This window comes from Proteiniphilum saccharofermentans (assembly GCF_900095135.1).
GTDB lineage: Bacteria > Bacteroidota > Bacteroidia > Bacteroidales > Dysgonomonadaceae > Proteiniphilum > Proteiniphilum saccharofermentans.
Genome location: NZ_LT605205.1, coordinates 597,352 through 621,855 on the forward strand (window position 1 = coordinate 597,352; position 24,504 = coordinate 621,855).

18 protein-coding genes are annotated in these 24,504 nt (G+C 45.4%); 8 read left to right on the top strand and 10 right to left on the bottom strand.

The features are described from left to right. Positions 1-29 precede the first annotated feature (29 nt). The 4 genes from PSM36_RS02270 to PSM36_RS02285 form a co-directional block, all read right to left on the bottom strand. Complete coding sequence (locus tag PSM36_RS02270) at positions 30-2,180, bottom strand: GH92 family glycosyl hydrolase (RefSeq protein ID WP_076928602.1); 2,151 nt, start codon at positions 2,178-2,180, stop codon at positions 30-32. Positions 2,181-2,210: 30 nt separating this feature from the next. Continuing rightward, positions 2,211-3,464 (bottom strand): glucuronyl esterase domain-containing protein, encoded by a 1,254-nt coding sequence (locus tag PSM36_RS02275; RefSeq protein ID WP_076928603.1) that lies wholly within the window; start codon positions 3,462-3,464, stop codon positions 2,211-2,213. A 326-nt stretch (positions 3,465-3,790) separates the two neighbouring features. Beyond that, positions 3,791-5,671, bottom strand: coding sequence for a RagB/SusD family nutrient uptake outer membrane protein (locus tag PSM36_RS02280; protein ID WP_076928604.1), 1,881 nt, complete (start codon positions 5,669-5,671; stop codon positions 3,791-3,793). Between the two features lie 18 nt (positions 5,672-5,689). Further along, the gene (locus tag PSM36_RS02285; RefSeq protein WP_083710894.1) at positions 5,690-8,116 is read right to left on the bottom strand and encodes a SusC/RagA family TonB-linked outer membrane protein; all 2,427 of its coding nucleotides are present in this window, start codon (positions 8,114-8,116) and stop codon (positions 5,690-5,692) included. Positions 8,117-8,379: 263 nt separating this feature from the next. Here PSM36_RS02285 and PSM36_RS02290 point away from each other — a divergent pair, with 263 nt between their 5' ends. Next, entirely contained in the window at positions 8,380-9,330 is a 951-nt protein-coding gene (locus PSM36_RS02290) for an IS30 family transposase (RefSeq protein ID WP_076931995.1), read from the top strand. Positions 9,331-9,439: 109 nt separating this feature from the next. Next, the gene (locus tag PSM36_RS02295) at positions 9,440-11,440 is read left to right on the top strand and encodes a glucosamine-6-phosphate deaminase (RefSeq protein ID WP_076928605.1); all 2,001 of its coding nucleotides are present in this window, start codon (positions 9,440-9,442) and stop codon (positions 11,438-11,440) included. Between the two features lie 8 nt (positions 11,441-11,448). On the opposite strand, the gene PSM36_RS02300 is transcribed toward PSM36_RS02295, so the two are convergent. Both PSM36_RS02300 and PSM36_RS02305 read right to left on the bottom strand, forming a co-directional pair. Beyond that, on the bottom strand, positions 11,449-12,060 hold the full coding sequence (locus PSM36_RS02300) for a response regulator (protein ID WP_045089132.1): 612 nt from the start codon (positions 12,058-12,060) through the stop codon (positions 11,449-11,451). Between the two features lies 1 nt (position 12,061). Continuing rightward, positions 12,062-13,987 carry a tetratricopeptide repeat-containing sensor histidine kinase gene (locus PSM36_RS02305; protein ID WP_161947543.1) on the bottom strand — a complete coding sequence of 642 codons (1,926 nt, stop codon included), beginning with the start codon at positions 13,985-13,987 and terminating at the stop codon, positions 12,062-12,064. Between the two features lie 216 nt (positions 13,988-14,203). Between PSM36_RS02305 and PSM36_RS02310 the strand changes: the two genes are divergently transcribed. From PSM36_RS02310 to PSM36_RS17275, 4 genes are read left to right on the top strand one after another with little or no spacing between them, the layout of a single operon-like run. After that, positions 14,204-14,788, top strand: coding sequence for a Yip1 family protein (locus PSM36_RS02310; RefSeq protein ID WP_071136749.1), 585 nt, complete (start codon positions 14,204-14,206; stop codon positions 14,786-14,788). Between the two features lie 14 nt (positions 14,789-14,802). Then, complete coding sequence (locus PSM36_RS17665; protein ID WP_052673086.1) at positions 14,803-16,080, top strand: OmpA family protein; 1,278 nt, start codon at positions 14,803-14,805, stop codon at positions 16,078-16,080. Between the two features lie 11 nt (positions 16,081-16,091). Continuing rightward, positions 16,092-16,604, top strand: coding sequence for a hypothetical protein (locus PSM36_RS02320; RefSeq protein WP_076928607.1), 513 nt, complete (start codon positions 16,092-16,094; stop codon positions 16,602-16,604). Beyond that, positions 16,601-16,783 (top strand): hypothetical protein, encoded by a 183-nt coding sequence (locus tag PSM36_RS17275; protein ID WP_154670948.1) that lies wholly within the window; start codon positions 16,601-16,603, stop codon positions 16,781-16,783. The genes PSM36_RS02320 and PSM36_RS17275 overlap by 4 nt, the downstream gene beginning before the upstream one ends. A 169-nt stretch (positions 16,784-16,952) precedes the next feature. Here the strand turns inward: PSM36_RS17275 and PSM36_RS02325 are convergent, their stop codons facing one another. Both PSM36_RS02325 and PSM36_RS02330 read right to left on the bottom strand, forming a co-directional pair. Beyond that, positions 16,953-18,677: an STN domain-containing protein gene (locus PSM36_RS02325; protein ID WP_232001501.1), complete on the bottom strand. Its 1,725-nt coding sequence runs from the start codon at positions 18,675-18,677 to the stop codon at positions 16,953-16,955. Positions 18,678-18,861: 184 nt separating this feature from the next. After that, positions 18,862-20,052 carry a FecR family protein gene (locus PSM36_RS02330; protein WP_076928609.1) on the bottom strand — a complete coding sequence of 397 codons (1,191 nt, stop codon included), beginning with the start codon at positions 20,050-20,052 and terminating at the stop codon, positions 18,862-18,864. A gap of 224 nt (positions 20,053-20,276) precedes the next feature. Here PSM36_RS02330 and PSM36_RS02335 point away from each other — a divergent pair, with 224 nt between their 5' ends. Beyond that, positions 20,277-22,019, top strand: a complete 1,743-nt coding sequence (locus tag PSM36_RS02335) for a PNGase F N-terminal domain-containing protein (RefSeq protein ID WP_076928610.1) — start codon at positions 20,277-20,279, stop codon at positions 22,017-22,019. 11 nt (positions 22,020-22,030) lie between these two features. Here PSM36_RS02335 and PSM36_RS02340 read toward each other — a convergent pair whose 3' ends face one another. Beyond that, on the bottom strand, positions 22,031-22,612 hold the full coding sequence (locus PSM36_RS02340) for an RNA polymerase sigma factor (protein ID WP_076928611.1): 582 nt from the start codon (positions 22,610-22,612) through the stop codon (positions 22,031-22,033). Positions 22,613-22,729: 117 nt separating this feature from the next. On the opposite strand from PSM36_RS02340, the gene PSM36_RS02345 reads away from it, so the two are divergent. After that, complete coding sequence (locus PSM36_RS02345) at positions 22,730-23,518, top strand: aspartate dehydrogenase domain-containing protein (protein ID WP_076928612.1); 789 nt, start codon at positions 22,730-22,732, stop codon at positions 23,516-23,518. Here PSM36_RS02345 and PSM36_RS02350 read toward each other — a convergent pair. Next, a complete protein-coding gene (locus PSM36_RS02350) occupies positions 23,505-24,401 on the bottom strand; it encodes an NAD(P)-dependent oxidoreductase (RefSeq protein WP_076928613.1) in 897 nt (298 codons plus the stop codon). The two genes, PSM36_RS02345 and PSM36_RS02350, sit on opposite strands and share 14 nt — an antisense overlap. Positions 24,402-24,504: the final 103 nt, after the last annotated feature.

Genomic DNA, 24,504 nt, shown 5'->3' on the forward strand with positions numbered 1-24,504 from the left:
CCGGTCCTGTAAATAGAGTATTCCTGATACTATTCAGTAGATATTACCAATTCTTTACCCTGTAGGAGTTGGTTGTGTTGAATAAACCATCCTTCTATGGGTTCATTGCCATATCTGATCTGCCGTATCTTCTTTCCGCTGCCTTCTTTTCTGATTGTAAATTCCTTTCCTTTACCCAGAGAGAACTTCACTTCGTCGAACAGGGGTACAGAGATGATATATTCCGGATCGGCAGGCGAGTAGGTATAAAGTCCGATAGCGTTGAACACGTACCAGGCCGACATCTCACCCGCATCGTCCATCCCGGCATAAGCCAGTTTCTCAGCACCCATATCGTAAAAACGATCCATGATGCTATCCAGCACGCATTGTGCTTTCTCCTGTCTGTCGATAAAGTAATAGGTGTAAGGTATCGAGTGGGAGGGTTGGTTACCGTGACAGTAATTACCGATAAAGCCGGTCATATTGTGCGCCTCATATCCTCTCCACGGTTCGGTAAAGAGTGAGTCGAGCTTTTGTTCCACCACCCGGTGGCTGGGATATAAAGCGATCATCCCTTCCGGGTCGTGAGGAGCGAAAAAGAGCGATTGCCAGGCATTCGCTTCCCGGTACATATAGGCAAAGTAGGGATAGTAGGGGTCAAAATCCTCAATCCAGTTTCCATTATCTATCTTCCCGCGCCAAAAACCGGTGGATGGGTCAAACAGGTTCTTGTAATTGTTGGAACGTCCCATCAGCAACGTGTAATGCTCTTCATCGCCCAGCTCTTTGGCGATTAAAGCTGTGGCATAATCGTCATAGGCATATTCCACTGTTTTGGTGACAGCAGCCTTGTATTCATCCCACGTAGGTACGTTGGTAGTATCTTTCTCCGCAATCCAACCCCGTTCGATATATTCATCAAGATAGGGTCTGCCGCCGCGTCCCGGGACGGTGGCATTCTTCAGTAACAGCTTGTAGGCACGTTCGAGATCGAAATCAGTAATACCGCGCAGATAACTGCCAGCCACGAATACCGAGGCATGGTCGCCGTGAAAGAAAGTTGGCATATAACCGCCTCTTTTCTCCCCCTTGTCAGTAATCGATTTGATGATATCAGCAGTCACATCGGGTGATAGCATAGCCAGTAGTACCAACTTGTTGCGATAGTCGTCCCAGAACGAGGGATTGGTATAATAGCGGAATCCTTCATTGGTGACTTCTCCTGTTTCATCCGTGAAATCCCCGTTTATATCGCTGCGCAGGGCAGGCCAGAGGAATGAGCGATAGAGGGTAGAGTAGAAGATCCCTTTTTCACGCTCGCTACCGCCTGATACTTTGATCTTTGAGAGTAAACTGTTCCATGTTACATCGGCTTCTTCCCGTACCTGATTGAAGCTTTTATTCAGCATCTCCTCTTCCAAGTTCATCTTTGCATTTTCGATGCTGACAAAGGAGAATCCTATTTTGAGTTCCAGCGGGTCTTCCTGACGGTTTTCCCCGAAATTTACCAGTGAAATTTCATGCTGATCGTCTTTTACCTGTTGGATATCCTCTACCGGATAATTGGATACTGCATAGAAATACATTTTTCCTTCGGCATCCTGAAAACCGGAAAAAGTATACTCATCTACCTTTTGGATGCTCCAGTCCTTTACCCGATTGTTGGAACGGGTCATATCGGCAATCAGCTTTTTGTCTTCCCCCTTGGGATAGGTATACCGGTGAAATCCGCAACGCAGGGTGGTAGTCAGTTCCACGTCGATACTATATGTTTCGAGGAATACCTGATAGTAGCCCGGGTGAGCCGATTCGTTATCATGACTGAAAGCGGAGGCATAATTTCCAGGAGCAATCTCTCCGGTAACAGGTAACAGGGGAATATGCAACAGATTCCAGTGCCCTTTATTTGTATGTGAGAACCCGTAGATCACCGTATCTTCGTATTGATATCCCGCTCCGCTCCGGAACTGGGTGACGGGACTCAACTGCACCATGGCGTTGGGCAGGGAACTTCCGGGAAAGACTTCGGCCCCCCAGGTACGTACATCCCAGGTACGTACATATCCCAGATCCTCAGGTTCCCATAGGGTGGCTGTACCTAAGAAAGGGTTCACATAGTCAGTGAGTTTTTTCTCTGCTGTACCTGTGCAACCGAATAAAACGATCGACAGGAGAATAATGGATGAAATTAGTTTCATCTTATGTTGTTGAAGTTGATTAAAAACAAATTAATTCTTGAAATGCTTATCTGCAAAATCCAGATAACACTCCCAATCATATTCCGTCACATCATGTTTGCCTGCTCTTATATGGTAACCTATGTCTCCCATGATCGGTTTATGCAATTGCGGCATCTTGTCAGAATCGATGGCTGTCAATCCGTAGAGAAGATATACCGGGCCTGCATGATAGGCGGATAAGAATTCACCTTTGGGGTCTGCCCAAAGATCTTCTTCGGCGCTCGCCACATACACTTTTCTGGGCGCTATCAAGGCAATAAGCTGATGCTGGTCTACCGGCAATATTTCTTCCCGGTTATTATACTGATGAAAGTTCTTACAGAACCAGTGTGGGAAGTTTTTATTGATAATGTCGATGGTTTCCCCGAATTCCCTTCGGAAGAGTGCCGCGCCACCGCAACCCGAATCATTGGATATCACAATACGAAAACGATCGTCCTGGGCGCCGGCCCAAAGCGCAGCCTTTCCTTGCCGGGAATGTCCCATGATGGCGATCTTGTCACTGTCTATCCTTTCCTGGGTTTCCAGAAAATCGACGATCCGGCTCGATCCCCAGGCCCAGGCACCTATGGCTTGCCATTCATCGGGGACAATGGTATCGGGGTTATAATCAGGGAAAAGGGAAACGATACTATGGTTTCTTAGTTCCGGTTTATCGGGATAAATATCGTGATAGCACATAGTTGCCACGGCATATCCCCGGTCGATAATTTTATCGTAACTCCATCGGCTTGTTTGATTCCCTCTTTCCCAATCGGGATGATCCGGTTCTTTTACCAGATGGAAAACGGGAGAGTAAAGAACCGTTGTGTCTGAAGTAGTACTGTGATTTCCTTTGAAATTGTAGCCGACAAAAACAGGCACTTTGCCTGCCGGTTTATTGGGAATATACAACAGAAGGATAGCTTCTGTTTTTTTCTTCCCATTGGAAAAAGTAAATTTCACCTGCTTGCCGGTTGCTTTACCGTTCAGCGCACCAGGGTTCTCCGTCAGTATTTCGTAGGTAACGTCGATCTTTCCCTCAGGCTTACATCCATACACCTGTGAAGTGAATAACTCCAGCAGTTCCGGCCTTCTCTGCGTTTCCCACTGCTCTATGGTCGAGACCACCTTTCCGTTCTCACATTGCAAAAGCCCGGGCAGCACATACGAAGGGACTTTCGACTCATCGTAATTCACATTTTGCTGGGCATACATAAGAGAGGCAAAAAGCCATACTGTTAATACGGTAATTTTTTTCATTGTCTAAGATCCTTTGTTTTTAAGTAGGTCAGCGTGGTTATACCTGTTTTCCGCTTTAGAATACCATCAGGTTATTCTCGTCGCTTGTTTCTTTAGCTGCTATTAACGGAATAATAGCTTTAATCGCGTTCGTCTCAGTTATTTAGTTGATTTCTTGCAGCAAAGATAGAGTTATTTATTTGGGAAAATAGGTAAAAGGTCATTTTTTTAATCATGAAAAAATAACAAAAACGACTATTTATCATGATAAATATAGATCTAGGGTAGATTAAGTAAGGGATTAAAGAGAAAAGGTGGAAACTAAAATTCCACCTTTTCCCGATTTATCAATCTAAATCTATACCATAATAGGGTCTGAATTCATCATTTGACTTGTAAAAATAATAAACAGATGGGTTAGTGTATGGATTATTGTAGCGATAAAGAGCCTGATTGGCATTCAATTCCGCCTGATTCCAGCCGGGAGTCCATCCAACAAATACGTCATCCATATTGAGTGCGTGTTGATAACGTTCACAATTAGTACCCAAATATCCACGATGGATTCCCAATTCCAGCCGTTTGGCGTCGAAGTAATTGATACCCTCCCCCCAGAATTCAATTCCTTTCTGGAATGTATATTCGTCGATAAAATCTTCAGCAGAAGAGGCCGTGAAGCTGTAAGTGATGTTCCTTGTTTTTATGATATCTTCCAATGCCTTGGAAGCTTCGGCTATACCGGAAGTATGAAGAAGAGCTTCGGCTTTCAGAAAATACATCTCCTCCACACGCATAATCGGATAATCAGTTGCTCCTCCAACAGCGTATGTTCTGTAATCGCCTTTATTAGGACGGAACTTAATATTTACATAAAGCCATGGCCAAGACATAAAACCATACCCTTTATTAATGCGTGAACGGATCCAAGAAGGACTACTGTTCAATTTGTATTGATAATTATCAACTCCAAAACCGGAATAGCCGTCACTCCAATCGCTTTGGACAGAGCTGGAATTGTCTTGCCCCATTGTCCATTTATTATTTACCAAATTACCTTCCGCATCTTTCTCAACCAGGTAAGGTTCTCCTTCTTTCTGGTTAGTCGATTCATAAAAGAAATTGGGAGCTAACCATGATTTTTTGCGGAAATCGTAGTCAGAAAGGCGTTCGTACCATTTACGGTCTAATGAACGTCCCACTCGCCATCCATAGGCAGAAAAGTTAGTTTCCGTTCCCATGATCATTGCAAGAACGAAGGATCCTGTGGACGAAGCCGTAGTATTACTCTCAGAAATTGATGTAGCCCACATCCATGAGTTTTGCGAATTGCGATTGTTAAAACCATTTGTCGGATCAGTCCATTCCGCTTCGGTGAGAGGAGTACATCCTGAGGCGACAATCGCTCGGTCTGCATACTCGAAAGCGCTTTTCCAGTAATCAATTTCATCTTTGTAAGTTGCTGAAATCTTTACCCGGGAAGCGAGGTTGGTGTAGGCGCGTGCATAGAGGCCATACACTACGGCAAGGTCAGGCTGTGTCTTATCGGTACGGGTATATCCTGTTAAATAGGTCTCGGCTTTTTGTAAATCACTTAAAATTAGGTCGTAAATTTCATCTACGGTGGCCCGTGGATTATTGGAAGCCTCCTCTGATGTAGTGGTTTCTGTCACGATGGGTACACCTTTATTTGTGAGATCATTTTCAGGTTCCACATAGGTATAACGATTATCAGTGGGTTTTTTATATTCCATAATTTGTACTAAATCCATATAATAGAGGGCACGATAAGCGTAACAAATACCAAGGAACCCTTTTTTGGTGTCATTCAGATCATCAATGTCTATCAATCTAATCACGTCATTCACATTTTTGATATAGCCATAATAGAGGTAAGAGGGGTAAATTCCGCGATTGGAGCCAGTAGCACTTACAGCCCCGTAGCTCCATGCACCCATTGTATTATAGCCGTTTGCTCCCGTACATATCATCGGAGTTGTAGCATGTTCAAGCATGGCACGCATACTGCCATATGAGATCGTTTCAATACCTCCGTCTTCGTTGGAATAACCGGCCATGGTAGTATAAATGGAGTTTACCATTCCCTTCAAAGCGGTTTCGGAAGCCTGTATCTGTGAGTCCAACACATACTCTGTCGGTAATGTTTCTTGTATACAGCTATTAAAAGATAACAGAGCGGCTACTATAAAAATTATTTGATATTTTTTCATCTTGTTTTGTTCTTATTGTTAGAATATCAACGAAATACCACCCGAAAGCGTACGTATTGGGGAGTACAGTTCCGGATTAGAATACCCTTTCAACGTATAACGAGGATCAAACCCCTGACGTGAGGAGAGATAAAAAAGATTCTCACCGGAGAAATAGATACGGATATTTTCAATATCAAATTTGCGGGTGAGATAAGATGGTAATGTATATCCCAGATTGATATTCTGTATGTTCAGATAACTTGCGCTGGTGATAAAGCGGTCGGAACGAGGATTTTGAGAATACTTCTCGGAGTATAGTAAACGTGGAATATCTGTATTTGTGTTAGCAGGAGTCCAAGCTTTAAGTATGTCAAGATGCCAGGTAGTCGCTGTAGTTCCACCAGTGTGCATCAATGTTTGGTAGGTATAGTCGTATGCTTTCCCTCCTAGCTGAAAATTGGTGTTGATCGAAAAATCAAAGCCGCGATACCTGAGCGTGGTACCCAAACCGCCATAAAAGGATGGAAGTGCGTCACCTATCAAATAATCAGTAGCCTGGTTGACGTCTTTGGTTGTCTCCTGACCCGTAACATTGCCTTCTTCATCCACAATATCCTTGTAATAGAGGGATTCCCCCGTCTCAGTGTCCAGGCCGGCATACTTAGGCAAATACCATGTATACAGAGAAAGACCTTCACCTACAAAATATTTGTATTTAGATACGAATGAAATATCGAGATTTACATATCCATTATATCCTTCCACATTCATGGACTTGATCGCTTCGGGAAGACTTAATACCTTGTTTTTTACATGAGAAATATTGAAATTGACACTCCATTGGAGGTCTTTATTATCTATCAATACACCTTGTAAATCAAATTCAACCCCCGAGTTACGCATGTCTCCCATATTAGTCACATAACTGGTGTAACCAATAGAAGGTGGAGTATTTAAGGAAAAAAGCATATCGGTGGTTTTCCGGTAAAAATAGTCAATACTACCATTCAGGCGACGATTAAAAAGTTCAAATTCCACTCCGGTATTCCAGTTGGTATTGGTTTCCCATGTAATTGTCTCAGAGCCTTTCTGACGCCACTGGTAAGCTACTTCGTTATCATTATTGACAATATTGTAGGAATTGGCATAAAGATAATTTCCGATATTATCGTTCCCCTGGGAGCCTACGGATAGTTTGAGTTTTAAAGAGTTGATCTTAGTCGAATTAAAAAAATCTTCCTTGGAAACAATCCAGGCACCGCCGAGTGACCAGAAATTACCCCAACGATGCTTTTTGGAGAATCGGGAAGAGGCGTCCCGGCGATAAGATACGGAAGCGTAATATTTTTGATCGTAGTTATACATTCCTCGGAAGAAGTAACCTTCATTATTGTATGCCGAAGAATATGAATATGGATTAGAATATTTATTCAGCATAGCAGAGAGCTCATAGACGCCGTCAATGCCAAAATTATATCCGGAAGCGCTTAGAGACTCATATTTATAGTTATAGTATTCATGACCGAGAAGAGTCGTTATTTCATGTTTATCGAACTGCTTCATATAGTTTAAAAGTTGTTGCATATTATATGAAGAGGTACGATATGAACCTTTGGATAGGTAACCGTTATTGGAAGAGTCGGTATAGTAATCTACGAAAGGACTAGTTACATAAGTGCTCCGACGGTCATAAATATAGCTATTGGCATTCATTGTGAAAGTCAAATCGTCTGTTAATAAGAAATCTACGAAGCCACTAGCCGTATTTGAATTGCCGTTTGTCTCATCATTTCTGTATTTGTTGCTGAAAATAGCATTGCCTCCGACACCGCCTGCACGGCTCAAATCATAGTTTCTTGCGAAATCATACATCTTCTCACCCCATTGGTCGATCATAATATTTTTGTTTTCATCACGGTAGTAGACCGGATAAACAGGCGCTAAAGTTTTTATTGTACTCCAGATGGTTCCGGTACCGATAGTGCCTTCGGATGTTTGACCGTATTTATATTTGGTGTAATTAAAGTTCGCTCCGACTCTCATCCACTTTTTTGCCTGATAATCCAGTTTCACGCGCGCTGTCAATCGATCTTGGGATGACCCCTCTTGAATTCCTTCCTGACTGAGGTAGCCCAATGACGTATAGTAATTGACACGATTGGATGTTCCTGAGACTGATACATTATATTCCTGACGGAATCCATTCTGTAAACCTTCTTTCTCCCAATCGTCGGCTTGTAACCAGAATTTTTGGTTGTTGTAGGTATAGAGAGTTCCCATAGTAGCATTGGGATTCATCACTCCACCTTGCTGAATAAAATCCTCTCCATTTGGAACCGAATAAACCATATAACCCGGGCCAACACCGCTGGATGAATTGATCAAATGGCTATTTGCCAAGGAATGCGCATCAGCGGCGGACATATCACCTCCATCGGCTGTTACATAATAGTTATATAACATTTTATAATATGTTTCATAAAACTGTTGAGAGTTCGTGGTCTCATAATTTCTCAAACCGTTGGAGTTATATCCCCACCTAAGTTCAACTTAGAAGTGCAACATCCACGTGTTGTTTTTTGAAATGATTCTTCACAACAATCATGAAAAACACCGCGGGGGTTTGCCTAACGGCCGGGGGCGCGCAAGCCCCCGAAGAGAGTCGGACAGCAACATAAAAGAAAAAGGAGACCGAAGTCTCCCTAAAATTAACTATTATGTTGCTTATGAAAAAATACAAACAGTTAACTTCAGAACAAAGGTACGCGATTTATTTAGGTTTAGAAAACGGTGACACCCAGCGGACGATCGCGAGCTTGATAGGTGTCAGTCCTTCAGCGGTGTCCAGGGAGTTGCAGCGCAACAAGGACAAGCGCGGGGGCTACTCGTGGCGACTGGCCCACGAGATGGCGATGGAGAGAAGGGAACGCCTGCCCGGCAACCGGGCCACCCCGGAATGGATCAAACAAAAGGTGATCCGGCTCGTGCGCAAGGACTGGTCGCCCGGGCAAATCAGCGGACACCTGAGAAAGAAGGAGAATATCCGGGTCTCCCACGAGACCATCTACAAGTGGATCCGGGAGGACAAGAAGGCCGGGGGCGACCTTTACAAGCATTGCCGTCACAGGCTCAAGCACCGCAAGAGACCGGTGGGCTCCGTTAGAGGCATCCCCAACCGCAGGAGCATCCGGGAAAGGCCCGTGGAGGCCGACGGGAAGCGCTTCGGCGACTTCGAGATGGACACGATGATAGGGGCCGACCAGTCGGAGGCGATACTGACGGTGACGGAAAGGAAGACGAACCTCGTGATGATCGGGGAACTGCCCCGCGGAAGGGACTCGAAAGGGTTGGCCAAGGTGCTGTGCCGCATGTTGCTACCCTACAAGGACGTGATAAGGACGATCACCACGGACAACGGCTTGGAGTTCGCGGCGCACGAACGGATCACGGAGATGCTGGAAGCCCCGGTGTACTTCACCGACCCCTATTCGGCATGGCAAAAAGGATCGATCGAAAACGCGAACAAGCTCATCCGGCAATACATCCCCAAGGGGGCGTCCTTCAAGGACTATCCACCCGACAGATTGAAGCGGATACAGCACAGGCTGAATGAAAGACCGAGGAAAAAATTGGACTTTAACACACCCAAAGTTGAGTTTTACAAACAATTAATGTAAATTGCACTTGCTGCTTGACTCTGCCTGATCAATATTTATTAAATATTTTTCAATAATAACTCAAATATGGCTATTTTTGTACGAGAAACATTTTTTTTAAAATCATGTCATGCGATTAGATTTAAGCTCTTACATCACACTTGATCGAATACCTCAAAGGTATTACAGGCCTGAAAACGATTTTGAAGAATATACGCTCAGCCGCTTCGAAAAGATTCCGGTTCACATCTATGAAAAGTCGGATCGTGCAGCAAGAAAAATTGCAGCCAATATTGCGAAGCTGATGCTAAAACATCAGAAAGAGGGTAAGAAGTTTATCCTTGGCGTATCGGGTGGATCTTCTCCCATCCAGGTGTATGAGGAACTGATCAGGATGCACAAGGAGGAGGGTGTCAGTTTCAGTAATCTGGTCGTATTCAATATCTACGAGTTCTATCCGGTTACCGAACCCGCCCTGACCAATCTGCAGTTCATCAAGGATAGCTTCCTGAATCACATCGATATTGATCCCGACAACATCTACTCGATTGATGCCGATATCGAGAAGGATCTTATCGCTGAAAAATGTGAGGAGTATGAAGAGGCGCTGCATCAATTGGGAGGGTTGGACTACCTGCTGCTGGGACTGGGCAGCAAGGGAAATATCGGCTTTAACATGCCGGGGAGCAACCTTCACTCACAGACGCGCCTTGTGGTGCTCGACGGAGATTCACGCCGCGATATTGCATCCAGCTATGAATCGCTGGACAAGGTGCCTGTCAGTGCCATCACCATGGGTATAGCCGACATGATGCGTGCAAAACGGATCACACTAATTGCATGGGGCGAACAGAAGGCCGAAAGCATCAAGCAGATGGTAGAAGGAAGCGTCACTGAATCGGCTCCCGCATCGGTACTGCAGACACATCCCGATGCAGATGTCTATATCGACCTGGCAGCCGCAAGCAACCTGACGCGCATCAGCCAACCCTGGCTCGTCACCAACTGTGAATGGACCAGCAAGCTTATCCGCAGGGCAATCGTCTGGTTGTGCGGCATTGTGAACAAGCCTATACTGAAACTGACCAACAAGGACTACAACGATTACGGACTGAGCGAGCTCATTACCCTTTACGGTTCAGCATATAATGTCAATATCAAGATTTTCAACGACCTACAGCACACCATCACCGGATGGCCAGGCGGGAAACCAAATGCCGACGACTCCAACCGTCCCGAAAGGGCAAAACCCTATCCCAAGCGTGTAATCATCTTCAGCCCCCACCCCGACGACGACGTGATCTCCATGGGTGGCACCTTCCAACGCCTGGTGAACCAGGGACACGATGTGCATGTAGCCTATCAGACTTCAGGTAATATTGCCGTGGGCGACGAGGAGGTGATCCGTTACCTGTCGGTATTCAAACACCTCATCAGGGAGTACGACCCTGACAACAAGGCCGCCCTGGATAAATTATCCAGCATACTGCATCACCTTTTCCATGAAAAGGGTTCGGACGATGTGGATATTCCTGAAGTTCGATTCCTGAAGGGACGGATCCGCAGGGAAGAGGCCCGTTCGGCCGACAGATATGTGGGGCTGCCTCACAGCCATGTCCACTTCCTCGACCTGCCGTTCTACGAAACCGGAAAGGTGAAGAAAGATCCCATCTCGGAGAAGGATGTGGTGATTGTCAAGAACTTCATTGAAAGCATCAAACCCCACCAGATATACGTTGCTGGCGACCTCGCCGATCCGCACGGGACCCACAAAGTGTGTCTCGATGCCATCCTGGCCGCAATAGACCTGATGAAAGATGACGACTGGTTCAAGGATTGCCGTATCTGGATGTACCGTGGTGCCTGGAAGGAATGGGAAATCGACCACATCGAAATGGCTGTACCGATCTCTCCCGAAGAGCTTCGTCAAAAGAGAAACGCCATCCTGCGTCACCAGTCACAAATGGAGAGCGCACCTTTCCTCGGTGATGATGAGCGGTTATTCTGGCAACGTTCCGAAGAGCGCAACCGGGCCACGGCCAACATGTACGACAAACTGGGACTGGCTTCATACGAAGCGATTGAGGCATTTGTAGAATACAAGCCATTACGCGACAACATCGAAGGGTAACGGGACAGTCACACCAGTTTCCGCTCCAGCGCTACACGTACCAGAACCGCCGTATTGCGGGCGTTGAGCTTGCACAGGAGCTTCTTGCGGTAATTGTTGATGGTTTCCACGGAGAGAAACATCTTTTCCGCAATCTCGGGATTGGTATATCCATCCACGATAAGTCTCAGTAGTGCTCTCTCACGCGGGGTCAGCCAGATCTGCTCAAGGGATCTTTTGCTCATCAGGCAGTCGATCTCCTCGCACAAGAAGGTCTTGTCGTCTGCAACGGTCTGGATACCCAACAGGATCTCTTCGGGCATGGCATTTTTAATGACATAGCCCGAAGCTCCGTTTTCAAGCATCTGCCTCACAATGGTGTATTCGGAATAACTGGTAAGTGCCACTATCTTCACCCCCGGGAATCTGTTTTTTATCGTTTTGCAGAGTTCAATGCCACTACAATCGGGCAGATTGATATCGAGCAGGAGCACCTGAGGCTGGTTAAATCCCAGTTTCCAGAGGCATTCAGCTCCGGTATAACTCAGATCAACAGTAGTGGCAAAGCCGGAACTGTCGATCAGTTTTTTCAATCCTTCCACCAGGATCTTGTGGTCATCAACGATATGAACGGTTATCATCTTACAAGATCTTTATTTCCACATCCACTTCGGTTCCTTCACCCGGTGCAGAGTGGATATTCATGGAGCCGTTTACTGCGGCCACACGAGTACGGATATTGTCCAGCCCCGCCCCGGATGTTTCGGCAGCAGTATCAAATCCCTTGCCGTCGTCCTGGACGTTGAGCGAAATCAGGTCGGGTCCGCACACCAACTGGACATTGACAGTTTCAGCACCGGAATGTTTCAATGCGTTGTTTATCAACTCCGTCGCAGCACGGTGAATCACCGTCTCTATCTTCTTTTCAAGCCGTTGCTCTGTTCCAAAGTAATGGAACTTCACATTTCTGAAGTTATTGCAGAAATCGTTCAGGGCACTCTTCAAACCGTAACGGGAAAGTGTTTCGGGCATCATGTTGTGTGCCACACGCCGAAGTTCCCTGATCGAAGCGTCCAACATCTCCATCACCTTATTGAACCGTGCCACATCCTCCTCTTCAATGATTACATTCTGTTTCATATCAAATAGGTTTAATTTCACAGCCGAGAGCATTCCACCCAGGCCATCGTGAAGGTCACGGGCAAGTCGTGTGCGCTCGGCAGTCTCACCACTCATCACAGCCTGGGCCGCAATGAGCTGCTTCTCCTGTTCCAGTTGAATAATCTTCTGCCGGTTCAACTCCTCGTTGGCCTTTATCGTCTTGGTACGCAAATAGAGTACCAGCAGGAAGAGAAAAAGACCAAAAGTACTCACCAGATAGATAATAAAATGGAGCCGCTTCTCCTTCTCCAGGTTCCGTATGCGGAGCTCCTTCTTTTCGGTTTGATACTTTTTCTCCAATTCAGCCATCGCCCGTTCGAACTCTGTCGAAGAGCGGATATCGATGAGCCTGCGGTACTTGTCGAAATACTCCAGCGTCTCCTGGTGATTGTTCAGAAATATGCCGGCCCGAACCATGTTTGCATAAAGATTGGTGGTCACGTTGGCATCCGTAGTGTCGGTGGCTATCGCCTCCCGTGCCGAATTCAAACAGTTTACATAATCTTTTTCGTTAAAATAGATATTCGACAAGATATTCAACGAACCGACAATATCGGCACCGTAACCGATCTCCTGTGTCAACTTCAACGCTTTCAGCGCATACTCCTTCGCCTTGGCATAATCCTTGAAATCGAGGTAGTAGACCATGGCTATCCCTTGAAGTGCAATCGCCTCCGATGACTTGTAACCTCCCTTGTGAAATATTTCGGCCGCCTTTTCCGAATATTCCAGCGAAGACCTAAAATCATTCCGCTTCAGCGCAATCTTGCTGAATCCCTCATATGCACGACCTATATTGTATAGATCGTTGGCCTCCTCGCTCGCCTTTTCGAGTTCCATATAATACTTCTCGGCCTGGTTCAGATTGATCAGGCTGAAGTAAAGGGTTGCAATGTTTCCAAGTAGCGACCGGATCCGGTCCTTGTTATTGTACCTCTCGAATATGGGGAGTGCCTTCAGGTAATAGGTCAGTGCCTCTTTGTAATCACCCGACACATTGTGCAGGTTACCGATGGCACTGTAAACAGCAGCCTCCAGCTGCTCATCATTGAGGTGGACCGCTTTCTCGAGCGACCGGTTCAGGTATGCCAGGGCCGTATCCATCTGGCTGTTCATGTAGTAGGCCACACCCAGATTCCGGTAAAGTCTTGCCTCCATGAGCGGATTCTTGTCCGATTTTGCCCGCTCGATACCCAACAGGGCATACTGTCTTGATTTTCCGAAATCGTGGTCGAGATAACCCCAACTCAAATCATCGCATACCGTCAGGTACTCCTCCGACGAGAGGCTGTTTCCACTCAACAGGTTCTCTAGGCTATCCAGACTCTGGGCTGTTCCGCAGAGAGATCGCATGAACAACCCGAGAAACAGGACGATCAAGCCTCTACTCCTAATGAAAGTCCCCATTTTACTTAACGTTATAATTATTAATATCACAGCGTTGCCCCGGCAAACCAGGATGGTCATTTCAGGACAAAGTTAAATTCATCCACAGCATTAAAAAACTCCCTTTTGGGTCTATTTTCACCCTTTTTCAACCCCTAATTTTGTATTCGATGAACCGGAAATAAAGATCTACTGGAAAAACAGTCAATGAACAAACAAAATTAAAATAAGTGTTTTATGGAAATCATAAGCAAAGTAAAAAACATTTTGTTGAATCCCAAAACAGAATGGGAAGTAATATCGGAGAAAAACGACACACACTCAAAAGTATTGGTCTCCTACCTGATCCCCCTGGCACTTATCCCGGCCATTGCGGGATTCATTGGATTCGGACTCTTCAGATTCAACCTGATGGGTCTTCACTCGAGTTTTATCGGATTGGGCATCCGGCACGCGGTAACATCGCTCGTCTCCACATTGGGCGGAGCTTACCTATCGGCCTGGATCATCGCTAACCTTGCCGATAAATTTGGTTCTACGAACAATTTCGACAGGTCATTCTCACTGGTAGCCTATTCCTACACGCCAATGTGCGTGGCCGGGATACTCCTGCTGCTACCCAACCTGTCGGTTGTTGCGGCATTGTGCGGACTTTACGGTCTATACCTGCTTTATCTGGGCCTTGTACCCATGATGAGTACGCCGGAAGAGAAAAAGAGCACCTATTTCATCGTGAGCCTGCTCTGTGTGATAGTGGTCTCGGCCATCCTCTCCACAGTCATGGGCGCATTGATCCTTTCAACTTCAGGACTCATTTTTTAATTAAACGTAGTGAGATGAAAAAGATCATTATCCTTTTAAGTTTTTGCCTGCTGTTCATTGCCGGGGCAGATGCGCAAAGTTGGCTGAACAAGCTGGGCAACGCGGCAAAAGAGGCTGCAAAGAATACAGTAGAGCGACGTGTGGAACAGAAAGCGGAAGAGGTGACCGAAAAAACGCTGAATAAAGCCGAGGAGTCAGTGACAAGAAGAGAGGTAACAGAGGAAGAGGCTGACATGGAGGAGGAAGCGAGCCGGGAGGAGACGACCGGGAAGGCAAGGCAGACAGCCTCGCAAAAGCTGGTCAGCACCAGCCAGTACGACTTCGTCCCGGGCGACAAGATCCTCTATTTCGAGGATTTCTCGCAGGACGCCATTGGTGATTTTCCGGCACTGTGGACGACAGACGGCAGTGGTGAAGTGAAGACGGTCAATATCGCTCCGGGAAAGTGGTTTCACTTGAACGGGGATAATGCCTGCTACTGTTACACCCGTCAGATCGATTTTCCCGACAATTTCATCGTGGAGTTCGACATCATTCCCGATGAGGAGTTTGGTCATGGAATCCAGTTCACGCTCTACCAGGATGAAGAGGGAAAACCGAAGGAGATGAACGATGGTCTATTTCCCGGTGTGGCGGGACTACACATCGTTGCCAGTCACGACCGGTGGGAGACGAATGGCTACAAGGATTCGGAGGATTGGATTACAGGCAGTGCAACCCGGAATCCGGTGATCCGCGAGCAGGAGAACCATGTAATCATCTGGATACAGAAACGGCGGGTACGTATCTATCACCAGAATGCAAAGGTACTGGACATGCCGACCAATATCTATCCCGACGTGAAGTTCAACCGTATCCGCTTCTCGGGATGGGACCGCCACAGCGCCCCTCTCGTGTCGAATATCAAGATCACCACGGCGTCGCCCGACACCCGCAGCAAGCTGATCACCGAAGGGAGACTGATTACCTACGGCATCACATTCGATGTGAACAAGGCCGAGGTGAAAGCCGAATCGTTCGGCACCCTGAAAAACATTGCCGAAGTACTGAAGGAGAATGAATCGGTAAGGGTAAAGATTGTGGGTCATACCGACAGTGATGGCGATGATGCCAAAAATCTGGAACTCTCTCAACGTCGTGCAGAATCGGTAAAGAATGAACTGGTAACCCGGTTCGGTATCGATGCATCTCGCATGGAGACCGATGGAGCGGGTGAAACCTCTCCCGTGGCACCTAATGATACTCCGGTCAACAAAGCGTTGAATCGCAGGGTAGAGTTTGTGAAACTGTAAAAAAAATCATCATGAGAAGATTTGTGATATTGACTCTCTGTCAGCTGATCCTCTCCTGTACGTTTGCAACGAATCTCCTGGATACAATCAGGGCTGTTGTCCCGGACGATTCCAAGCTGCCTCATCAGGATCTGAACACCCTGGAGGATCAGTTGAGCCAAGCCCAAATGGTGCAGCAGATGCTTGGCGGTGTTCGAGATGCAGTTAATCTGATTGAACAGCATAAGTTAGGGGATGGATCGGTTTTGGTATTCGAAGTGCCGTCGGAGTTACTGAATATTCTACCGGAAGGGTGTCGCACGGTAGGCAGGGCGAGCTGCATTCTCTATCCCCTTTTTGCCTCTATCAATTTTGATACGTTGACCGGTAGAAATGACGGCAAGGGGTACAACTTTACCGTCTCGCTCAATATCTATAATTCGGAAAGCGGCGACGAAGAGGTTAAAGCCCGGACAGAAATGGAGAGCATGGTATTGTCCATGAAGCTCGAAAAGATAAAAAAAAAGGATCCATCCAAATCATGACGGGAAGCTGTCGGATATCAGGATCCGGGAGTGGGGTGCCGGCGGAAGCTACAGGTATACTGCGGAATGGGACGGAAAAGAGATGGTGCGTTACTCCAGCTACTACACGGGACGGGTGGAGGATATCTTCTTCACCCTGGAGGCGGAGGGCGATGACATTGCGGTTCCGCAGATGGTAGTCGAGAAGCTGGTCTCGCTTGCCAGAGAAAGCATGAAATATAAATCACTGAAAAGTAGAATTGTAAAAGAGTGACAATCATGAAAAAGGTAATATCCATTTTATTGTTGGCCCTGCTTCTGGGCGGCTGCTCAGGAGAGAAGAGGGGGCAAGATACCGGAGAAGAAAAGTTATCGGTAAAAGAGCTGCAAGCGGATGCTGGCAAGAGAAGATACCCCATCGAGCAGGGAATCATACGCTCCACTTCCAAGGCAATGGGCATGAAGATGGAGATCGTCACCTATTTCGATAAGTGGGGCGAGTGGGAGGCAATCGAGACAACAGTACCGATGGAGGTGATGGGAGAGGATTACTCCTCCCACACGCTGGAGATCATCAAAGGGGACGATCACTGGAAAATCGACCTGGACAAGAAGAGCGGTGAACATTATAAGCAGACCCGGGCAATCAATCCGCTGGGGGTGGATGTCGAGAGCTTGACAGACGAGTTGCTGGGAAAGATGAAGATGGAAGATCTCGGAGAGGTGAAATTTCTGGGCTATAAATGCCGCAAGATGCGCATAAGGAGCGATAAGGGAACGGAAGTGGAATATGTGATGTGGGGCAACGTGATGATGAAGATGGAGGGTGAGACGATGGGCATAGCCACCTCTTCGGAAGTTATATCGGTGGAAGAGGTGGCACCTCCGCAAGAGAAATTTGAAATACCGAGCGATATTGTCATTACTGAATCGGAATAATCTCCTGCCTCTCCCGGGAGCCGCAACTCCCGGGAGCGACCGGCGGAAGCAAAATGGATGACCTTGGATCCACCGTTCTGGAGACGGAAACAGTCTGTTTTTCGCACTGTAACGAGATGATTCGGAGGCCCATTTGGAATCGAAGGTAATTTTTGCATCCCCACTTGTACCTCGTTTGGTGGTAATCATGATTACACCGTTTGCACCGCGTGCTCCATAAAGAGCATTTGAAGCGGCATCTTTCAGTACAGTCATCGATTCAATATCGCTTGAATTAATCAAATTGAGGTCTCCGTCGAAAGGCATCCCGTCCACCACAATTAAAGGCTCCGTATCGGAAGAAATAGAACCGAATCCGCGAATTGTTATAGAAGGGGAACTGCCTAATTGAGACGAAGAGTTGGACAACTGTACACCGGCTACGCGTCCGGCCAACGCACTGGCGGGATTACTCACCTGCGCTTTAACCAGATCATCCGATTTCATGACACCGGCAGAACCTGTAAAGGCTTCTTTTTTCATCTTGCCGAAAGCAACAACCACTACTTCATCTAGCGATTTCAGGTCTTCCTGTAAAACGATTTCTAAAATTGTCCTTCCTGTCGTAGGAATATCTTGTGTTATGTATCCAATATAGGAAACATGAAGTACGGCATTATTTTCCACACTTAAGGTGAAATTCCCATCGATATCCGTTACCGTACCGTTGGTAGTGCCTTTCTCCATAATGTTCGCCCCAATAATGGCTTCACTGTTATTATCCCTGACTTTTCCGGTAATTGTCTTTTTCTGTTGCTGTACTTTTTCTTCTAGGATAATAGTGCGGATTTCCGAGACATCGATTTTTTTCTCTTCCTTGTAAAGAACCACTTGTTTATCTAATATCCTATATTCCAGTCCTGTATCGGAAAGCAGGTTATCCATAATATTACTGATGGATCGGCTGCTTACACGGATATTTACTTTTTTCTCCGTAGCGTCTTCGGTATTGTCAGCAAAGACAAACACAAGTCCGCTCTGCTTCTCTATTTCTTTACAAGCCTCTTTTATGGTTGTCGATTTTAAATGAAGCGAGAGTTTCGCTTCCTGAGAATGGCTTGTGGCTGCGTGAGAAAAGACAATGCAGAAAAAGAACAAGAATACTGTTATTCTCATAATTTTTAGAATGCGTTGGATATAATTGGAATTTTTTTCTTTCCCAATAGATTGTTTATTCATATATTTGCATGATTTAATTATTATTGCACTAAGAAAATTAAATTATCTCCGGTCGGACGATATTCGCAGTATCGTTCGACCTTTTTCACTTTTCATTTTACTTATCCATAGGCATATCAATTTAAGAGAGTTCATTGGTAATAAGGATTTTATTTTCAGTTCTCTGATAGGACGTGGAAGATAGTAAACTTATAATCGTCATAACATTATCCAGATTATCAGATAAATATATTTTCCCCGTACAAGTCCGTTTTTGCAGGTTTATATCATTTTCAAAATCGAACGAAAGGTTGTAATATCTGCCGATCTGCTGCAACACTTCGGTCATTGGTGTCTTGTCGAAAGAAAGATAGCCGTCCTTCCAACTGATGAATTGATTTACATCGACTTTTTGTGTATCGAATGTACCGCTTCCGGAATAAACGGCCTTTTCGCTAGGTGTTATAAACAATTCCTTGTGATCTTTCGATTGCAGGCTGACACTCCCTTCCACCAATACTACCGATTGCGGTGAACCGGAATAAGTTGAAATATTGAATTTGGTTCCATATACTTTTACGTTGAAATCACCGGTCTGTACGTAGAAGGGTTTTTCTTTGTTGTGGGCGACTTCGATATACATCTCTCCCGATGCCAGACGTATTTCCCGTTTTTTACCGCTGAATTGTGCCGGAAATTCGAGTACTGATCCGGAATTGAGCCACACCCTACTACCATCAGCCAGAGTGAGTGTAGAGCGCTTACCATATGGGATAACCAGCGAATTAAGCTTATCCCGGTCAATTTTCACTTTACTGGTCTCATTATTGGCCTGTACAATTTCAGCTGTTCCTTCTTCATTGAGCGTTACCTCTACATCATTTTTAAATATAATAGCTTCTCCACTTGTAATAAGCTGAATATCCTCATTATTCAACAGTTCTCCTGTAATAAGTTCTTTATCCGGAATGTCGATGGATACCGAAGATGGATAAAACAGTGTAATTCCAATAATAATCAATGCAATCGCAGCTGCAGAGGCTGATGTATACCAAAAAAGTTTGCGCTGCTTTATCTTTTTCTCTTGCCGGATGGTCCTCTGAATTTTTTCAAGGAGCACTGTGCGTTCATTCTCACTTAAATCGCTTTCATTTAGCCCTATCTTTTTGAGATAAGTAATTGCCTTTTGTATATTTTTTTTGTGCTCAGCGTGGTGTCCGATGAAACTTTGCCAGTAGATATCTAAATTTTCATTGGGCATCAGTTGCCATTGGATGAATTTTTTATCTTTTAAAAAATCCGTATAGCTGGTATAAGTATTGTCAGTATTCATTCAAGTGTTTGTTACTGTATGCTAAAAGGATATGTTAGTGTTTCAAGGCATCCTTTTTATATTAAGACGACTTTGGATTTTGTTTATACCCTTTTTCTGATAAAATCTCATAATTTTAACATATTTGTGATGGGAAAATAATGAATTGGATGAAGTGACGGCGAAACTTTCCCTAAATTTGCACATTGTATGAGAGGAGTATGATAGTCTAAATAAATAATCGTATGAAACGAACTATATCAATATTTTTGACAGGGATCCTTACTATTGTGGCGGTGCTTGCTGTAGAAACATCGAAAATGCAATTGTCAACGGATAGGAAGGATACTTTTGAAGGTGAAAAAGAGTATAAAACGATCAGGATTACCTATCCTATGGGATCAAGAGAGGGTGCTTCCGGAGCCAAAACCGTGATGGAGATATCAGGAAACTGGGCAAAAATTACCACTGTCTCCCACAGAAGGGACACCGATGCGCCGGTGCAGCCTACCTATCTCGATTACAACACAGGAAGAGAGATCAAAACAGCGCTCCTGAAAGGTGAAGAATCTATTTATACCATCCGTTCGTTTACCATCAACGAGGGGCTTGAGTTTTTAGATGAGACGGAGGTGATTGCCGGTTATAAATGCAAGAAAGCAAAAACTATCATCAATTCCAATACTCTCGAAATTTGGTACACTACCGAACTGGGTATGTATGGCTCCGTACAGCCGGGAGTAGCAATCCCCGAAGGGATAGTATTGAAAGTAGTAAGGAATGGTAATCCTACGGCAGTGGCAAGTAAGGTGGAATTGCTCAACGAAGAGACAGTGTTGGAGCCTACGCTGCGGGGAGTTGAGTTGAAAGCACCGGCTTTTAACTACAAAATCCAGCAAAGCCGGGTGATCGCGGTCAATGTGTTTGATCACGAAAGCATATATTTCAGGGATATTCCCAAAGTGACACAGTTGGATGAAGAAAAAGTCCTCCGGTTTGCCAACGGATCGATCCTGATGAGAAAGGTAAAACTTCCGGAAGAAAATATGGGTTACTCCATCTTTACTGAGTTATCACATTATTCGGAAGGGGATGCTTATGACCGTACCGGATCGATTTTTATTATTCCGACGGAAAGGGAGCGATCCTTCTTCGATGGCCTTCTCCACGGCAAGGAAAGCCTTCCCGTATATCATGACAAGGATGGGAATCCGTATGAAGGGATGGTTGTGACCGATGATTATCTTCCCCCGTTTGAATTAATGCGCTTCTATACTTCATTTGGAGTACGCGGATACAATCATATTGAAGTGGCGGATTATAATTGGCCCGATTCCGTAGTTTTCAAGCAGGAGGTTACTGATTATGCTTCCATCCTTAAAGGTGATGTATGGGTAGGTGCATGGATCGGTAATTATTCACATGACGGGCATAATGTTACGCTTGACATTAAATATTACCCACAACGGGAAAGCGCACCAAAAGAGGTCTATCCGCTTTTCGCAACTGTTAATATTATGGAGATGGCCGGTCAGGCATATCCCGAAAATATGTTCCGGAACGATTCTCTTACCGTCAATTTCAAAATTGATAGGGATCTGAAAGACGGATATATCCGTTACATATCCACCGGACATGGTGGTTGGGGCGGTGGAGACGAATTCAACCCGAAACTGAACGAGATATTTCTGGATGGAAAACGGATTATTGCATACACTCCGTGGAGAGAGGATTGTGGCAGCTATCGTGAACTCAATCCGGCTTCGGGCAACTTTGCAAACGGACTCTCTTCTTCCGACCTGAGCAGGTCGGGCTGGTGCCCCGGCACAGTAAGTTATCCGGTATATATCCGTGTGGGTGATATGAAAGCAGGGGAACATCAACTTAAGGTTACTATTCCCGTGGGCGATCCTGCCGGAAACAGTCTTAGCTACTGGTGTATTTCCGGTGTGCTGGTCGGTGATGTGGACGGTAATCCGGCTGACTGATTGTAGGTATATTATTTAAGGGTAAGAAGAAAATAGGAGTGGTAACCCAGAAGAAAAAAAATACCGAATTTCTCCCGAAGGCTGAGAATAGCTTTAGATACCAGTTTACGACAGCCATGTACCGAAATTTGAAGTAATTCGGCAATTTGTGGATAATCGTAACCCTGTACATAACGAAGATAGATTATTTCCCGCTGTCGGTCGGTAAGAGAATTGAGCATCTGTTCAATACCTGTTTTTATCTGCATCTGTTCCTCTTCTTCGATCATCAGGTCTTCTATATTCACTTGTATATTGAAAGGTATTTCCTGTAGAAGATCTATATTTTCCAGGTCAATATGCTCCCTTTGATTTTTATGGATATCCAGAAGCCTGTTCTTCAGTGATCTGAAAAGGTAGAATTTAATATTGGATATATTGTCCAACTTATTGCTGTCGGTAGTGATTTTTATAAAAATATCGTGAATGGCATCTTTCACGATCTCTCTGGCAAAGCCTAAATAACAACCATATGTGAATAGGTCATCCACATACAGGGTATAAATTGAAGCAATATCTTTCTCTCTTTTCACCAACTTGGAAGGATCCCTCATATAATTGAAATGCAAAATAAGTGAAAAATATTGGGATTATGACTAATAAAGGGAATCTGCTTTTGCTGTTTTACCGGATTATTGTGACTCCGTCAAAAAGTGACTATCTTTGCATATATGAAAAAACTAGTGATTGTTGGATGCGGTTATCTGGCCGATATTGTGGCCGACGCCCTTTTACAAGGGTTGTTACCCGGTTATGACCTGGTAGGTGTCTATTCCAGAACGGTGTTGAAAGCTGAACGACTCGCCGCCAGAATGGAATCAGAAGGGCGTGTATGTAAAGCATGTTCCTCATTGGAGGAGTTGCTGGCTTTAAAGCCGGACTTCCTGATAGAAGCTGCTTCTCCTGCAGCGATGAAAGAATTGGCTCTGCCTGCACTTAAAAACGGAACATCTATTGTAACCTTGTCGATTGGTGCTTTAGCCGATACGCCCTTTTATGAAGAGGTGAAGAGGGCAGCTATTGCCCATGGTACGCGGGTATACATTGCTTCCGGTGCCACAGGCGGATTTGATGTGCTCAGAACCGCTACACTGATGGGAAATGCTTCCGCGGATTTTCGGAATGTAAAAGGTGTAAGGGCATTGAGAAGATCTCCTTTTTATACTCCCGAAATGGAGACTGCCAATAAGGTGGTCTTCTTGGGAACAGCCAGGGAAGCGATAGCGACCTTTCCTACCGGCCTGAATGTAGCAGTAGCGGCTTCACTGGCGACAGTCGGTCCCGAGAAATTGAAGGTGGCTATGGAGTCGACCCCCGACTTTGTAGGGGACAGGCAGCGGGTGGAAATAAAGAATGAACAGGTGCATGCTGTGGTCGATGTATATAGTGCCACACCCGAAATTGCCGCTTGGTCGGTAGTAAGCACCCTTCAGAATATTGATTCTCCTATTGTATTCTGATACCGGTATAATCCGATAGATTCCGGAGTACCTTTTCACTCAGGCGACCGAACGCCTGTCGTGTACGTCCGGTAGATGTCTGCATGCAACGTACATTCGGGTGATTGAGAAGATGTTCTCCTCCCAGTGCACCGGCTGTATCACAAAAGCATAGGTTATCTCCCTGAAGCCATTGCAGGAAAGGGACTTCATCCCATGCGGGAGAGAGACCTGTATTGAAAAGTATCTTTTTATTGCCTAATTTTTTAAATTGTGCTTCATGCAATAATATGGTATTCCTGTTGAGACAACAGCAAATCACTTCCGATTCATAAAGTAAGTCATCTAATGGCAGGAAACGATACCCCTTTGCCTTGGCATCTTCTTTCTCACTGCGGGCAAAATAGGATATCTCTGCCCCGAAGAAACGGAGAGCATCTGCGATCATACCCCCTGATTTGCCGAGACCTATAATACCTGCTTTGATCCCCGTGATTTCCCTTGCCATACCGTCCCATGGTTCCTGGTCGAATCCGTGCAGACAACGTACCAACTCACTGATCACATACTCAACAACACCTTCGTCTCCATAATCACGTATGCCTGTGACGGTTATTCCCCTGCTGTTGGCATAGTGGATATCTACATTGGCACTTTCGGGAGAATAGAGGGAGCAGCACATGCCAATATATTTCACATTGGGACATTGTTCCAGAGCCGGTTTGCCGAGGTGCGAAGTATAGCTGAGCAATACAGCATCGGCATCCCCGATTCGGTGTGCGATTTCGTTATCATCATCAGGAATGTCATGATAAAGAGTTACTTCCCTGGCAAATGAATCCAACTTTTGTTCTGCAGATGGAATTAAGCTGATTGGTTCAATAGCAACTAATTTTCGGAACATATCGTTACTGTTTGGATATTCATAGATAAAAGATCAAATATACAATTTTGATCTTACTTTGTCAAAATAAAAACGCCGCCACAGGTGAAATAGCCTCTTGTAA